This window comes from Pseudomonas sp. DR208 (assembly GCF_019823005.1).
GTDB classification, from domain to species: Bacteria; Pseudomonadota; Gammaproteobacteria; order Pseudomonadales; family Pseudomonadaceae; genus Aquipseudomonas; species Aquipseudomonas extremorientalis.
Genome location: NZ_CP081944.1, coordinates 2,844,264 through 2,859,295, shown reverse-complemented (window position 1 = coordinate 2,859,295; position 15,032 = coordinate 2,844,264). Strand labels below are relative to the sequence as shown.

Genomic DNA, 15,032 nt, shown 5'->3' with positions numbered 1-15,032 from the left:
GCGCCCCATTTCGTTGCCCGACTGTCCGAGAACACCCCATGCAGCTCTCTTCGCTCACTGCGGTTTCCCCTGTAGACGGCCGCTACGCCGGCAAAACCCAGGCCCTGCGCCCTATTTTCAGCGAATACGGCCTGATCCGTGCTCGCGTACTGGTTGAAGTGCGCTGGCTTCAGCGCCTGGCCGCTCACCCCGCCATCAGCGAAGTGCCGGCGTTTTCCGCGCAAGCCAACGCTGTGCTCGACGCTCTGGCGGAAAACTTCTCCCTGGAGCACGCCGAGCGTGTGAAGGAGATCGAGCGCACCACCAACCACGACGTAAAAGCCATCGAATACCTGCTCAAAGAGCAAGCGGCCAAGCTGCCGGAACTGGCCCAGGTCAGCGAATTCATCCACTTTGCCTGCACCAGCGAGGACATCAACAACCTGTCCCACGCCCTGATGCTGCGCGAAGGCCGTGATGACGTGATGCTGCCGCTGATGCGCCAGACCGCCAATGCCATCCGCGAACTGGCCATCCGTTTTGCCGACGTGCCGATGCTGTCGCGCACCCACGGCCAGCCGGCGTCGCCGACCACCCTGGGCAAAGAACTGGCCAACGTGGTGTACCGCCTGGAGCGCCAGATCGCTCAAGTCGCCGCCGTACCGCTGCTGGGCAAGATCAACGGCGCCGTAGGCAACTACAACGCCCACCTGTCGGCCTACCCGGAGATCGACTGGGAAGCCAACGCCCGCGCCTTCATCGAAGACGAGCTGGGCCTGGGCTTCAACCCCTACACCACGCAGATCGAACCGCACGACTACATTGCCGAACTGTTCGACGCCATTGCGCGCTTCAACACCATCCTGATCGACTTCGATCGCGATATCTGGGGCTACATCTCCCTGGGCTACTTCAAGCAGCGCACCATTGCCGGTGAAATCGGTTCGTCGACCATGCCGCACAAGGTCAACCCGATCGACTTCGAAAACTCCGAAGGCAACCTCGGCATCGCCAACGCCCTGTTCCAGCACCTGGCCAGCAAGTTGCCGATCTCCCGCTGGCAGCGCGACCTGACCGACTCCACCGTGCTGCGCAACCTCGGCGTGGGCTTCGCTCACAGCGTGATCGCATACGAAGCCAGTCTGAAGGGCATCAGCAAGCTTGAGCTCAATGAGCAGAAGATCGCCGCTGACCTGGACGCATGCTGGGAAGTCCTGGCCGAACCAATCCAGACCGTGATGCGCCGCTACAACATCGAAAACCCGTACGAGAAGCTCAAAGAGTTGACGCGCGGCAAGGGCATCAGCCCTGAAGCACTGCAAACTTTCATCGACGGCCTGGACATGCCAGCCGCCGCCAAGGCCGAGCTGAAACTGCTCACCCCGGCCAACTACATTGGCAACGCTGTAGAGCAAGCCAAGCGCATCTGATCATCGCAAGACCCTTTGAGACGCCCGGCCGCGCCGGGCGTTTTTATTCCAGTCTGAAAAGTGCTTTTTTTCAATAGGTTACACATGAATCCTGATATCCCTCTTCAACTTCTGGGCGGCATCACGGCACGGGAATTCCTGCGCGACTACTGGCAGAAAAAACCGCTGCTGATCCGCCAGGCCATCCCTGATTTCGAAAGCCCGATCGACGCCGACGAACTGGCCGGCCTGGCGCTGGAAGAAGAAGTCGAGTCGCGCCTGGTGATCGAGCATGGCGAGCGCCCGTGGGAGCTGCGTCGCGGCCCGTTCGCCGAAGATGCCTTCAGCACCCTGCCCGAGCGCGAGTGGACCCTGCTGGTACAGGCGGTCGACCAGTTCGTGCCGGAAGTGGCCGAGTTGCTGGAGCAGTTCCGCTTCCTGCCGAGCTGGCGCATCGACGATGTGATGATCAGCTTCGCCGCACCGGGCGGCAGCGTTGGCCCGCACTTCGACAACTACGACGTGTTCCTGCTGCAGGCCCAAGGCAAGCGCAACTGGAAGATCGGCCAGATGTGCAGCTCCGAAAGCCCGCTGCTGCAGCACGCCGACCTGCGTATCCTCGCCGAATTCGAAGAAAGCGCCGACTGGGTCCTGGAACCGGGCGACATGCTTTACCTGCCGCCGCGCCTGGCGCACTTCGGCATTGCCGAAGACGACTGCATGACCTATTCCGTGGGCTTCCGTGCACCGAGCGCGGCCGAAGTGCTGACCCACTTCACCGACTTCCTCAGCCAGTACCTGACCGACGAAGAGCGCTATACCGACGCTGACGCCCAGCCGGTCAGCGACCCGCACCAGATCCAGAGCGACGCCCTGGACCGCCTCAAGAGCCTGCTGGCCGAGCACATGAGCGACGAGCGCATGCTGCTGACCTGGTTCGGCCAATTCATGACCGAACCGCGCTATCCTGAACTGGTGGCCGGCGAAGAGTTGGGCGAAGACGACTTCCTCAACAGCCTGCAGGACGGTGCGATCCTGGTGCGCAACCCGAGTGCGCGCCTGGCCTGGTCCGAAGTGGACGACGATGTATTGCTGTTTGCCAGTGGCCAGAGCCGTTACCTGCCGGGCAAGCTGCGTGAACTGCTGAAGCTGGTGTGTTCGGCCGATGCGCTGCATAGCGAGAACCTGGGCGAATGGCTGGCAGACGAAGACGGTCGCGACCTGCTGTGTGAATTGGTCAAGCAAGGAAGCCTGGGATTTGCCGATGAATAGGATTCACGTAAGTGTCGCGGACTGGCAAAAGGATATCGCCGAGATTCGGCGCATTCGTGAAGCGGTGTTTATCGCTGAACAATCGGTTCCACCGGAGCTGGAGTGGGACGCGGACGACGCCGGCGCAGTGCATTTCCTTGCATTCGAAGGTGATTTTCCGATCGGTACCGCCCGCCTGCTACCCAGCGGCGAGATTGGCCGCGTGTCGGTCCTCAAGGACTGGCGCGGGCTGAAGGTCGGCGACAAGCTGATGGAAACGGTGATTGGCGTGGCCGAACAGCGTGGCCAGACCAGGCAGTTCCTGAGTGCGCAGGTGTATGCAGCACCGTTTTATGAGCGGCTGGGCTTCAAGATCGTCAGTGACGAATTTCTTGAGGTCGGGATTCCGCATGTGGATATGGTGCGAGGGGACTGATCCGACACCGCGTCGCCTGCATCGCAGGCAAGCCAGCTCCCACACTTGACCGAGTACACTCCTTGGAATGCGGTCAAATGTGGGAGCTGGCTTGCCTGCGAAAGCGATATCCGCAGCACCATAAATGCCCTGCACTGCCAGGGCATTTTGCCGTCTACGATTCAATTTGCGACCTGCCATGCCGACAAACTGGCACTATCCAGCCTTTGACTCGCAGAGATAACGGACATGTCCCTACGCACCCTGCTCACCGCCCTCCTCCTGACCGCCAGCGCCGCGGCCATGGCCGATACCGAAGTCGTCAACCTGAGCAACCGTACCAGCGCCGACCTGCTGCCGGTGGCACAGAACTTCATCGGCAAGGACGGCACCGTCAGCGCCTACGGCAACCAACTGATCGTCAAGGCCGACCCCGGCAAGATCCAGGACCTGCGTGCCCTGCTTTCCCAGCTGGATACGCCGGCCAAACGCCTGCTGATCACCGTCGACACCAACGAAAACAACCAGCAGAACACCGGTGACAGCCAGACCCGTATCATCAGCTACGGCACCACCAGCCGCGACGGCGGCGTCCAGCAGATCCAGGCCAGCGAAGGCGTGCCCGCGCTGATCCAGGTCGGCCAGAGCGTGCCGCTGACCACCACCCAGCAGGACAGCTATGGCCGCCTGCAGAACCAGACCCAGTATCGCAACGTGACCCAGGGCTTCTACGTGACCGCCAGCGTCACCGGCGACACCGTACACCTGGCGATCAGTACCAACCGTGACCGCATGAGCCAGGAGCGTCCCGATGTAGTGAACGTACAGAGTACCGACACAACCGTCAGCGGGCGCCTGGGTGAATGGATCACCCTGGCCGGCATCAATCGCGAGACCCAGGCCGACAAATCCTCTGCAACCCGCAGCTACTCTACTCAGGGCCGCGATGACCTGACAGTACGGGTCAAGGTCGACACCCTGAACTGAAGCACCAAAAACTGACTGACGAGTCGTACTAGACTAAAGATGTAGTGCTTGAAAAAAAGCACTACAAAACATTTGACGATCCAAAAAAGCATGGGCATGATGGCCTCGCTCCCGCTAATCAGGGGCCCTGGCAAGGGCCTTCGGATCGTCGCTCCAAGCTACCCACCCGAGCCGATTCGTGTCTGTACCGCCCACAAGGCGTGTTTGACGAGGTTGCGACTGGAACGAAGTTGTCCCGAGGGACGGAAGCTAACCAGGTAACCCGGCTACACGCTGTTGAGCACCCGAGGGCCCACGACGCCCGGAGACTGTTCTCGGTCCGCCTGTACCTACTCCACCCTCCCGCCACTCGTTCATCCCGTCGCATTCCCCGCCAGACCCGACATGACCGCCTAAGCTTCTGGTCAGCGAGCAGCCCTGCCCACGCATTTGAATGCAGGGCTGGCAAATGGATTTTTTCCACCACAAGAACACGCGACGAGGTTTACTTCCATGGCACTGACACGCGAACAGCAAATTGCAGCCCTTGAGAAAGACTGGGCTGAAAACCCACGCTGGAAAGGCGTGACCCGCGCTTATTCCGCTGCTGACGTCGTCCGCCTGCGTGGCTCGGTTCAACCTGAGCACACCTTTGCAAAACTCGGCGCCGAGAAGCTGTGGAACCTGGTGACACAAGGTGCCAAGCCTTCCTTCCGTCCCGACAAAGATTTCGTCAACTGCATGGGCGCCCTCACTGGCGGCCAGGCAGTCCAGCAGGTGAAAGCCGGTATCCAGGCGATCTACCTGTCCGGCTGGCAAGTGGCGGCGGACAACAACTCCGCTGAATCCATGTACCCCGACCAATCGCTGTACCCGGTGGACTCGGTGCCGACCGTGGTCAAGCGCATCAACAACTCGTTCCGTCGTGCCGACCAGATCCAGTGGAAAGCCGGCAAGAACCCGGGCGATGAAGGCTACATCGACTACTTCGCACCGATCGTGGCCGACGCCGAAGCCGGTTTCGGCGGCGTACTCAACGCCTACGAACTGATGAAGAGCATGATCGAGGCTGGCGCTGCCGGCGTGCACTTCGAAGACCAGCTGGCGTCCGTGAAGAAATGCGGCCACATGGGCGGCAAGGTACTGGTTCCGACCCAGGAAGCCGTACAGAAACTGACCGCTGCCCGCCTGGCCGCTGACGTTGCCGGCACGCCGACCATCATCCTGGCGCGTACCGATGCCAACGCGGCTGACCTGCTGACATCGGACTGCGACCCGTACGACCAGCCATTCGTGACTGGCGAGCGCACCCAGGAAGGTTTCTATAAGGTACGTGCCGGTCTCGACCAGGCCATCGCCCGCGGGCTGGCCTACGCGCCGTACGCCGATCTGATCTGGTGCGAAACCGCCAAGCCGGACCTGGACGAAGCCCGTCGCTTTGCCGAAGCGATCAAGAAGGAATACCCGGACCAACTGCTGTCCTACAACTGCTCGCCTTCCTTCAACTGGAAGAAGAACCTGGACGACGCGACCATCGCCAAGTTCCAGCGCGAACTGTCCGCCATGGGCTACAAGCACCAGTTCATCACCCTGGCCGGCATTCACAACATGTGGCACAGCATGTTCAACCTGGCGCACGACTACGCCCGCAACGACATGACCGCCTACGTGAAGCTGCAGGAGCAGGAGTTCGCTGACGCCGCCAAGGGCTACACCTTCGTGGCCCACCAGCAGGAAGTGGGCACCGGCTACTTCGACGACATGACCACCGTGATCCAGGGCGGCACCTCGTCCGTGACCGCGCTGACCGGTTCGACCGAAGAAGAGCAGTTCCACTGATTGACTGAGTACACGGCCACTGCGGCCCCAGGGAAGACCTAACCGCAGTGCCGCACAAAGATCACGCCCCGACCTGTTCGGGGCGTTTTTTTGGCAAAACATTGATCCAGAGCGGTATTTGCAGGGATCAAATCGGTTAAAAGATCCCCGTCGGCAACTAAGCGGTATTCAACCAAGTAACAGCAACTTCCCCCGCCCCACCACACACACCCGCTTAAAACCCGCGCAAACAATATTCATTATCATTTAGCTCGTGAAAACTTCGTTACCGGTTAAACAAAACACATTTGATTAAATGCCCGCTAATGCCCGCCACACAAGGGCTGCAGCCCCAAGAAGGTGCACTATGTGCTTATTCCATCGAATAATTTCGCTATCGGAATTTTACTTGCCCGGTGTTTAGCCATAAAATCACCGCGATTGATTGCAGTGCGACATATCGTCACTGCATCGTTACTTTTTCGAGCTCAGAGACCTTTGCTCTCTGTTAAGGACTTCCAGCATGACCGAAGCGACAGGACTCATGGCCCACAACTGGGGCTTTGCCATTTTCCTCCTCGGTGTTGTCGGCCTCTGCGCCTTCATGCTCGGTGTTTCCAGCCTCCTCGGGTCAAAAGCCTGGGGCCGCAGCAAAAATGAACCGTTCGAGTCCGGCATGCTGCCTACAGGTGGCGCCCGCTTGCGGCTCTCAGCCAAATTCTATCTGGTCGCGATGCTGTTCGTGATCTTCGATATCGAAGCCCTCTTTCTCTTTGCCTGGTCTGTGTCCGTCCGCGAAAGCGGCTGGACCGGATTCGTCGAAGCCCTCGTTTTCATAGCAATTCTGTTGGCAGGTCTTGTCTACCTATTCCGAGTGGGCGCCCTTGACTGGGCTCCGGAAGCTCGTCGTAAGCGGCAAGCGAAGCTGAAACAATGAGGCTTTGGCGATGCAATACAATCTCACCAGGATCGACCCGGATGCTCCTAACGAGCAGTACCCCATCGGCGAGCGGGAAACCGTTTCCGACCCGTTAGAAGACCAAGTCCACAAAAACATCTACATGGGCAAGCTGGAAGACGTGCTGAGTGGCGCGGTCAACTGGGGGCGTAAAAACTCCCTGTGGCCGTACAACTTCGGTCTTTCGTGCTGCTACGTGGAAATGACCACCGCCTTCACGGCGCCCCACGACATCGCGCGCTTTGGCGCCGAAGTTATCCGGGCCTCGCCGCGCCAGGCGGATTTCATGGTTATCGCCGGCACCTGCTTCATCAAGATGGCGCCGATCATCCAGCGTCTCTACGAGCAAATGCTCGAACCGAAGTGGGTTATCTCCATGGGTTCGTGCGCCAACTCCGGTGGCATGTACGACATCTATTCCGTCGTTCAAGGGGTGGACAAGTTCCTGCCCGTGGACGTCTACGTGCCTGGCTGCCCGCCTCGCCCTGAAGCGTTCCTGCAAGGCTTGATGCTGTTGCAGGAATCGATTGGCAAGGAGCGTCGCCCGCTTTCCTGGGTCGTCGGCGATCAAGGCGTGTACCGCGCCGAGATGCCCTCGCAAAAGGAACAGCGCCGCGAACAGCGTATCGCAGTCACCAACCTGCGCAGCCCCGACGAAGTCTGATCCAGCGCCGCTTCTTTAATAGAACGAACACCTGGTTTCATTCTTTACGTTGACCGAAAGCGATAAAAAACCATGACTACAGGCAGTGCTCTGTACATCCCGCCTTATAAGGCAGACGACCAGGATGTGGTCGTCGAACTCAATAACCGTTTTGGCCCTGACGCCTTCACCGCCCAGGCCACACGCACCGGCATGCCTGTGCTGTGGGTGGCGCGTGCCAAGCTTGTCGAAGTCCTGACCTTCCTGCGCAACCTGCCCAAGCCGTACGTCATGCTCTATGACCTGCACGGTGTGGATGAGCGTCTGCGCACCAAGCGCCAGGGGCTGCCGAGCGGCGCCGATTTCACCGTGTTCTACCACCTGCTGTCGATCGAACGTAACAGCGACGTGATGATCAAGGTCGCCCTGTCCGAGAGCGACCTGAGCGTGCCGACCGTGACCGGTATCTGGCCGAACGCCAGTTGGTACGAACGCGAAGTCTGGGACATGTTCGGCATCGACTTCCCGGGCCACCCGCACCTGACGCGCATCATGATGCCGCCGACCTGGGAAGGTCACCCGCTACGCAAGGACTTCCCTGCGCGCGCCACCGAATTCGACCCGTTCAGCCTCAACCTCGCCAAGCAACAGCTTGAAGAGGAGGCTGCACGCTTCCGTCCGGAAGACTGGGGCATGAAGCGCTCCGGCACCAACGAGGACTACATGTTCCTCAACCTGGGCCCGAACCACCCTTCGGCCCACGGCGCCTTCCGTATCATCCTGCAACTGGACGGCGAAGAAATCGTCGACTGCGTGCCGGACATCGGCTACCACCACCGTGGTGCCGAGAAAATGGCCGAGCGCCAGTCGTGGCACAGTTTCATCCCGTACACCGACCGTATCGATTACCTCGGCGGCGTGATGAACAACCTGCCGTACGTGCTCTCGGTCGAGAAACTGGCCGGTATCAAGGTACCGGACCGCGTCGACACCATCCGCATCATGATGGCCGAGTTCTTCCGGATCACCAGCCACCTGCTGTTCCTGGGGACCTATATCCAGGACGTCGGCGCCATGACCCCGGTGTTCTTCACCTTCACCGACCGTCAGCGCGCCTACAAGGTCATCGAAGCCATCACCGGTTTCCGCCTGCACCCGGCCTGGTACCGCATCGGCGGCGTGGCCCACGACCTGCCGAACGGCTGGGAACGCCTGGTCAAGGAATTCATCGACTGGATGCCCAAGCGCCTGGACGAGTACCAAAAGGCCGCGCTGGATAACAGCATCCTCAAGGGGCGTACCATCGGCGTCGCGCAGTACAACACCAAGGAAGCCCTGGAATGGGGCGTCACCGGTGCCGGCCTGCGTTCCACCGGCTGCGATTTCGACCTGCGTAAAGCACGTCCGTACTCCGGTTATGAGAATTTCGAATTCGAAGTCCCGCTGGCGGCCAATGGCGATGCCTACGACCGTTGCATCGTGCGCGTCGAAGAAATGCGCCAGAGCCTGAAGATCATCGAGCAGTGCATGCGCAACATGCCGGCCGGCCCGTACAAGGCGGATCACCCGCTGACCACGCCGCCGCCGAAAGAGCGCACGCTGCAGCACATCGAAACCCTGATCACGCACTTCCTGCAGGTTTCGTGGGGCCCGGTCATGCCGGCCAACGAGTCCTTCCAGATGATCGAAGCGACCAAGGGTATCAACAGTTATTACCTGACGAGCGATGGCGGCACCATGAGCTACCGCACCCGGATCCGTACCCCGAGCTTCGCCCACTTGCAGCAGATCCCTTCGGTGATCAAAGGCGAGATGGTCGCGGACTTGATTGCGTACCTGGGTAGTATCGATTTCGTTATGGCCGACGTGGACCGCTAAGCATGAACAGCACGCTTATCCAGACAGACCGTTTCACCTTGAGTGAAACCGAGCGCTCGGCCATCGAGCACGAGCTGCATCACTACGAAGACCCGCGCGCGGCGTCGATCGAAGCCTTGAAGATCGTCCAGAAGGAACGAGGCTGGGTGCCGGACGGCGCCCTCTACGCCATCGGCGAAATCCTCGGCATCCCTGCCAGCGACGTCGAAGGGGTGGCCACGTTCTACAGCCAGATCTTCCGTCAGCCGGTGGGCCGCCACATCATTCGCGTGTGCGACAGCATGGTCTGCTACATCGGCGGCCACGAATCGGTGGTCAGCGAGATCCAGAACAAGCTGGGCATCGGCCTCGGCCAGACCACCCCGGACGGCCGCTTCACGCTGCTGCCGGTGTGCTGCCTGGGCAACTGCGACAAGGCGCCGGCGTTGATGATCGACGACGACACATTCGGTGACGTGCAGCCCGCTGGCGTGACCCAATTGCTCGAGGGCTACCCATGACCCTGACTTCTTTCGGCCCGGCCAACCTGATCAAGCGTTCGCCCGAGACCCACCCGCTGACCTGGCGCCTGCGTGACGATGCCGAACCGGTATGGTTCGACGAGTACCAGGCCAAGAACGGCTACGCGGCTGCGCGCAAAGCCTTCGCGGACATGGCCCAGGACGATATCGTCCAGACCGTGAAAGACGCTGGCCTCAAAGGCCGCGGCGGTGCAGGCTTCCCCACGGGCGTGAAGTGGGGCCTGATGCCCAAGGACGAATCCATCAACATCCGCTACCTGCTGTGCAACGCGGATGAAATGGAGCCGAACACCTGGAAAGACCGCATGCTGATGGAGCAACTGCCCCATCTGCTCATCGAAGGCATGCTGATCAGCGCCCGCGCGCTGAAAACCTACCGGGGCTACATCTTCCTGCGTGGCGAGTACACCACCGCCGCCAAGCACCTCAACCGTGCCGTGGAAGAAGCCAAGGCCGCCGGCCTGTTGGGCAAGAACATCTTGGGTTCGGGTTTTGACTTCGAACTGTTCGTGCACACCGGCGCCGGGCGCTACATCTGCGGTGAAGAAACCGCACTGATCAACTCCCTCGAAGGTCGCCGCGCCAACCCGCGCTCCAAGCCGCCCTTCCCTGCCGCCGTGGGCGTGTGGGGCAAGCCGACCTGCGTGAACAACGTCGAGACCCTGTGCAACGTGCCGGCGATCATCGCCGACGGCGTGGACTGGTACAAATCGTTGGCCCGCGAAGGCAGCGAGGACATGGGCACCAAGCTCATGGGCTTCTCCGGCAAGGTCAAGAACCCTGGCCTGTGGGAGCTGCCGTTCGGCGTGACCGCACGCGAGCTGTTCGAGGACTACGCCGGCGGCATGCGCGACGGCTACACCCTGAAAGCCTGGCAGCCAGGCGGCGCCGGTACCGGTTTCCTGTTGCCCGAGCACCTCGACGCACAAATGTATGCCGGCGGCATCGGCAAGGTGGGCACCCGGATGGGTACCGGCCTGGCGATGGCGGTCGACAACACCGTGAACATGGTGTCCTTGCTGCGCAACATGGAGCAGTTCTTTGCCCGCGAGTCCTGCGGCTTCTGCACCCCATGCCGCGACGGTCTGCCATGGAGCGTGAAGCTGCTGATGGCGCTGGAAAACGGCGAAGGCCGCGAGGGTGATATCGAGACCCTGCTGGGCCTGGTCGGTTTCCTCGGCCCGGGCAAGACCTTCTGTGCTCACGCACCGGGCGCCGTGGAGCCATTGGGCAGCGCAATCAAATACTTCCGCTCGGAGTTCGAAGCCGGCATCGCGCCTACCAGCGCTGCCGTCCCGCCTCTGGCAAGGCCGATCGTAGTCGGCGCGTAACGCTTTAAAAGGCGAAGGGTCCGTGCCCTTCGCTTTCTCATGGGCTGACGCCGTAGAGGCTGTGTTGAGGCCCATGAATAACAAGATTCCATTAGCCACGCCCGCTGACAACGGGCCAACGAAGAACTTTGAACCATGGCCACTATCCACGTAGACGGCAAAGCGCTCGAAGTCGATGGGGCAGACAACCTGTTACAGGCCTGTCTGTCGCTCGGTCTCGATATCCCGTATTTCTGCTGGCACCCCGCGCTTGGTAGCGTCGGGGCCTGCCGCCAGTGTGCGGTCAAGCAGTACACCGACGAGAACGACACCCGTGGTCGTATCGTCATGTCCTGCATGACCCCAGCCACCGACAACACCTGGATCTCCATCGACGATGAAGAATCCAAGGCGTTCCGCGCCAGCGTCGTCGAATGGCTGATGACCAACCACCCCCACGACTGCCCGGTCTGTGAGGAAGGCGGTCACTGCCACCTGCAAGACATGACCGTGATGACCGGCCACAACGAGCGCCGTTATCGCTTCACCAAGCGTACCCACCAGAACCAGGACCTCGGCCCGTTCATTTCCCACGAAATGAACCGTTGCATCGCCTGCTATCGCTGCGTGCGCTTCTATAAGGACTACGCCGGCGGCACCGACCTCGGCGTATTCGGCGCCCACGACAACGTGTACTTCGGTCGTGTTGAAGACGGCGTGCTCGAAAGCGAGTTCTCCGGCAACCTCACCGAGGTATGCCCGACCGGTGTGTTCACCGACAAGACGCACTCCGAGCGCTACAACCGCAAGTGGGACATGCAGTTCGCCCCGAGCATCTGCCATGGCTGCTCCAGCGGTTGCAACATTTCCCCGGGCGAGCGCTACGGCGAATTGCGTCGCATCGAAAACCGCTTCAACGGTTCGGTCAACCAGTACTTCCTGTGCGACCGTGGCCGTTTCGGCTATGGCTACGTCAACCGCGAAGACCGCCCTCGCCAACCACTGCTGGCCGACGGCGCCAAGCTGAGCCTGGACGACGCGCTGGATAAAGCTGCCGACCTGCTGCGCGGCCGCAACATCGTCGGTATCGGTTCGCCCCGCGCCAGCCTCGAAAGCAACTTCGCCTTGCGCGAGCTGGTCGGCGCCGAGCACTTCTACAGCGGTATCGAAGCCGGTGAACTGGAGCGCATCCGCCTGGTCCTGCAGGTGCTGAACGACAGCCCGCTGCCCGTACCGAACATGCGCGACATCGAAGACCACGACGCGATCTTCGTGCTCGGTGAAGACCTGACCCAGACCGCCGCCCGCATCGCCCTGTCGCTGCGCCAGTCGGTCAAGGGCAAGGCCGAAGACATGGCCGACGCCATGCGCGTACAGCCGTGGCTCGACGCCGCAGTGAAGAACATCGGCCAGCACGCGCTGAACCCGCTGTTTATTGCGAGCATTGCTGAAACCAAGCTCGACGACATCGCTGAAGAATGTGTGCACGCAGCACCGGACGACCTGGCCCGCCTCGGTTTCGCCGTGGCCCACGCCCTGGACGCCAGCGCGCCTGCCGTCGAAGGCCTGGACACCGAAGCCGGAGAACTGGCCCAGCGCATCGCCGACGCCCTGCTGGCGGCCAAGCGCCCATTGATCATTGCTGGCACCTCGTTGGGTTCCAAGGCGCTGATCGAAGCCGCTGCCAACATCGCCAAGGCCCTGAAGCTGCGCGACAAGAACGGTTCCATCAGCCTGGTGGTGCCGGAAGCCAACAGCCTCGGCCTGGCCATGCTCGGTGGCGAGTCCCTGGACGCAGCCCTGCAAGCGGTGACCGACGGCAGCGCCGACGCCATCGTGGTACTGGAAAACGACTTGTACACCCGCACCGATGCGGCCAAGGTCGACGCGGCACTGAACGCGGCCAAAGTGCTGATCGTTGCCGATCACCAGAAGACCGCCACCAGCGACCGCGCCCACCTGGTACTGCCGGCCGCCGCCTTCGCCGAAGGCGACGGCACCCTGGTCAGCCAGGAAGGCCGTGCCCAGCGCTTCTTCCAGGTGTTCGATCCGAAGTACATGGACGCCAGCATCCTGGTTCACGAAGGCTGGCGCTGGCTGCATGCCTTGCGCGCCACCCTGCTGAACCAGCCGATCGACTGGACCCAGCTCGACCACGTCACCGCAGCCACCGCTGCCAGCACCCCGCAACTGGCGCGGATTGTCGATGCGGCACCGTCCGCTTCGTTCCGCATCAAGGGCTTGAAACTGGCCCGTGAACCGCTGCGTTATTCCGGTCGTACCGCGATGCGCGCCGACATCAGCGTGCACGAACCGCGTACCCCGCAAGACAACGACACCGCGTTCGCCTTCTCCATGGAAGGCTACTCGGGTTCGGTCGAGCCGCGTCAGCAGGTGCCATTCGCCTGGTCGCCGGGCTGGAACTCGCCGCAGGCCTGGAACAAGTTCCAGGACGAAGTCGGTGGTCACATCCGCGCTGGCGACCCGGGCACCCGCCTGATCGAAAGCACCGGTGACGCACTGAACTGGTTCGCCGCCGTACCGCGTCCGTTCAACCCGGCCCAGGGCACCTGGCAGGTTGTGCCGTTCTTCCACCTGTTCGGCAGCGAAGAGAACTCTTCCAAGGCCGCGCCGGTGCAAAGCCGCATCCCTGAAGCCTACGTATCCCTGGCCAAGTCCGAAGCCGACCGCCTGGGCGTCAACGACGGTGCCCTGCTCAGCCTGAACGTGGCCGGCCAGACCCTGCGTCTGCCGCTGCGCATCAACGATGAGTTGGGTGCAGGCCTGGTTGCACTGCCAAAAGGCCTCGCCGGTATTCCGCCTGCGATCTTTGGCAAAACCGTTGACGGTCTGCAGGAGGCAGCGCAATGACCTGGTTCACCCCTGAAGTGATCGACGTGATCATCTCGGTCGTCAAGGCCATCGTGATCCTGTTGGCCGTGGTCGTCGCGGGCGCCCTGCTCAGCTTCGTCGAACGTCGCCTGCTGGGCTGGTGGCAGGACCGCTACGGTCCGAACCGCGTTGGCCCGTTCGGCATGTTCCAGATCGCCGCCGACATGTTGAAAATGTTCTTCAAGGAAGACTGGACCCCGCCGTTTGCCGACAAGGTGATCTTCACCCTGGCACCGGTCGTGGCCATGAGCGCCTTGCTGATCGCCTTCGCGATCATCCCGATCACCCCGACCTGGGGCGTGGCGGACCTGAACATCGGCTTGCTGTTCTTCTTCGCCATGGCCGGCCTGTCGGTCTACGCAGTACTGTTCGCCGGCTGGTCGAGCAACAACAAGTTCGCCCTGCTGGGCAGCTTGCGGGCCTCGGCCCAGACCGTGTCCTACGAAGTGTTCATGGGCCTGGCGCTGATGGGCATCGTGGTGCAGGTCGGCTCGTTCAACATGCGCGACATCGTCGAGTACCAGGCACAGAACCTGTGGTTCATCATTCCGCAGTTCTTCGGCTTCTGTACCTTCTTCATCGCTGGCGTCGCCGTGACTCACCGTCACCCGTTCGACCAGCCGGAAGCGGAACAGGAACTGGCCGACGGTTACCACATCGAATACGCCGGCATGAAGTGGGGCATGTTCTTCGTCGGTGAATACATCGGCATCATCCTGATCTCGGCCCTGCTGGTCACGCTGTTCTTCGGCGGCTGGCACGGACCGTTCGGCATCCTGCCGCAGTTGGCGTTCTTCTGGTTCTTCCTGAAGACCGCGTTCTTCATCATGTTGTTTATCCTGCTGCGCGCTTCCATTCCGCGTCCACGATATGACCAGGTGATGGATTTCAGCTGGCGCTTCTGCCTGCCGCTGACCCTGATCAATTTGCTGGTGACTGCTGCCGTGGTGCTGATGCACACGCCAGCGGCTGCGGTTCAGTGAGGATTTGAC

The 15,032-nt window shown here is 61.4% G+C and carries 12 protein-coding genes; all 12 read left to right on the top strand.

The window, feature by feature from the left end; translation table 11 throughout:
* The first annotated feature begins 38 nt into the window (after positions 1 to 38).
* On the top strand, positions 39 to 1,409 hold the full coding sequence (purB, locus tag K5K89_RS13000) for an adenylosuccinate lyase (RefSeq protein ID WP_071491900.1): 1,371 nt from the start codon (positions 39 to 41) through the stop codon (positions 1,407 to 1,409).
* A gap of 84 nt (positions 1,410 to 1,493) precedes the next feature.
* Positions 1,494 to 2,660 (top strand): cupin domain-containing protein, encoded by a 1,167-nt coding sequence (locus K5K89_RS12995; protein WP_222541559.1) that lies wholly within the window; start codon positions 1,494 to 1,496, stop codon positions 2,658 to 2,660.
* On the top strand, positions 2,653 to 3,075 hold the full coding sequence (locus K5K89_RS12990) for a GNAT family N-acetyltransferase (protein WP_071491902.1): 423 nt from the start codon (positions 2,653 to 2,655) through the stop codon (positions 3,073 to 3,075). Before K5K89_RS12995 ends, K5K89_RS12990 begins: the two co-directional genes overlap by 8 nt.
* Before the next feature lie 228 nt (positions 3,076 to 3,303).
* Positions 3,304 to 4,041: a secretin N-terminal domain-containing protein gene (locus K5K89_RS12985; RefSeq protein WP_222541558.1), complete on the top strand. Its 738-nt coding sequence runs from the start codon at positions 3,304 to 3,306 to the stop codon at positions 4,039 to 4,041.
* A gap of 492 nt (positions 4,042 to 4,533) precedes the next feature.
* A complete protein-coding gene (gene aceA / locus K5K89_RS12980) occupies positions 4,534 to 5,859 on the top strand; it encodes an isocitrate lyase (protein ID WP_003174717.1) in 1,326 nt (441 codons plus the stop codon).
* A gap of 502 nt (positions 5,860 to 6,361) precedes the next feature.
* Positions 6,362 to 6,775, top strand: coding sequence for an NADH-quinone oxidoreductase subunit A (locus K5K89_RS12975; RefSeq protein ID WP_003219575.1), 414 nt, complete (start codon positions 6,362 to 6,364; stop codon positions 6,773 to 6,775).
* Between the two features lie 10 nt (positions 6,776 to 6,785).
* Positions 6,786 to 7,460 carry a NuoB/complex I 20 kDa subunit family protein gene (locus tag K5K89_RS12970; RefSeq protein ID WP_003174719.1) on the top strand — a complete coding sequence of 225 codons (675 nt, stop codon included), beginning with the start codon at positions 6,786 to 6,788 and terminating at the stop codon, positions 7,458 to 7,460.
* A 72-nt stretch (positions 7,461 to 7,532) separates the two neighbouring features.
* A complete protein-coding gene (gene nuoC / locus K5K89_RS12965; protein ID WP_025858969.1) occupies positions 7,533 to 9,317 on the top strand; it encodes an NADH-quinone oxidoreductase subunit C/D in 1,785 nt (594 codons plus the stop codon).
* A 2-nt stretch (positions 9,318 to 9,319) separates the two neighbouring features.
* Positions 9,320 to 9,817 (top strand): NADH-quinone oxidoreductase subunit NuoE, encoded by a 498-nt coding sequence (gene nuoE / locus K5K89_RS12960; protein ID WP_003174721.1) that lies wholly within the window; start codon positions 9,320 to 9,322, stop codon positions 9,815 to 9,817.
* Complete coding sequence (gene nuoF / locus K5K89_RS12955) at positions 9,814 to 11,169, top strand: NADH-quinone oxidoreductase subunit NuoF (RefSeq protein WP_025858970.1); 1,356 nt, start codon at positions 9,814 to 9,816, stop codon at positions 11,167 to 11,169. The genes nuoE and nuoF overlap by 4 nt, the downstream gene beginning before the upstream one ends.
* Before the next feature lie 135 nt (positions 11,170 to 11,304).
* Entirely contained in the window at positions 11,305 to 14,019 is a 2,715-nt protein-coding gene (gene nuoG, locus K5K89_RS12950) for an NADH-quinone oxidoreductase subunit NuoG (RefSeq protein WP_222541557.1), read from the top strand.
* Complete coding sequence (gene nuoH / locus K5K89_RS12945) at positions 14,016 to 15,023, top strand: NADH-quinone oxidoreductase subunit NuoH (RefSeq protein ID WP_071491905.1); 1,008 nt, start codon at positions 14,016 to 14,018, stop codon at positions 15,021 to 15,023. The genes nuoG and nuoH overlap by 4 nt, the downstream gene beginning before the upstream one ends.
* The last annotated feature ends 9 nt before the right edge of the window (positions 15,024 to 15,032 follow it).

Coding starts and splice junctions, on each gene's coding strand:
- nuoG (WP_222541557.1), top strand. CDS start 11,305: ATGGCCACTATCCACGTAGACGGCAAAGCGCTCGAAGTCGATGGGGCA.
- nuoE (WP_003174721.1), top strand. CDS start 9,320: ATGAACAGCACGCTTATCCAGACAGACCGTTTCACCTTGAGTGAAACC.
- K5K89_RS12975 (WP_003219575.1), top strand. CDS start 6,362: ATGACCGAAGCGACAGGACTCATGGCCCACAACTGGGGCTTTGCCATT.
- K5K89_RS12970 (WP_003174719.1), top strand. CDS start 6,786: ATGCAATACAATCTCACCAGGATCGACCCGGATGCTCCTAACGAGCAG.
- nuoC (WP_025858969.1), top strand. CDS start 7,533: ATGACTACAGGCAGTGCTCTGTACATCCCGCCTTATAAGGCAGACGAC.
- nuoH (WP_071491905.1), top strand. CDS start 14,016: ATGACCTGGTTCACCCCTGAAGTGATCGACGTGATCATCTCGGTCGTC.
- purB (WP_071491900.1), top strand. CDS start 39: ATGCAGCTCTCTTCGCTCACTGCGGTTTCCCCTGTAGACGGCCGCTAC.
- nuoF (WP_025858970.1), top strand. CDS start 9,814: ATGACCCTGACTTCTTTCGGCCCGGCCAACCTGATCAAGCGTTCGCCC.
- K5K89_RS12985 (WP_222541558.1), top strand. CDS start 3,304: ATGTCCCTACGCACCCTGCTCACCGCCCTCCTCCTGACCGCCAGCGCC.
- K5K89_RS12995 (WP_222541559.1), top strand. CDS start 1,494: ATGAATCCTGATATCCCTCTTCAACTTCTGGGCGGCATCACGGCACGG.
- K5K89_RS12990 (WP_071491902.1), top strand. CDS start 2,653: ATGAATAGGATTCACGTAAGTGTCGCGGACTGGCAAAAGGATATCGCC.
- aceA (WP_003174717.1), top strand. CDS start 4,534: ATGGCACTGACACGCGAACAGCAAATTGCAGCCCTTGAGAAAGACTGG.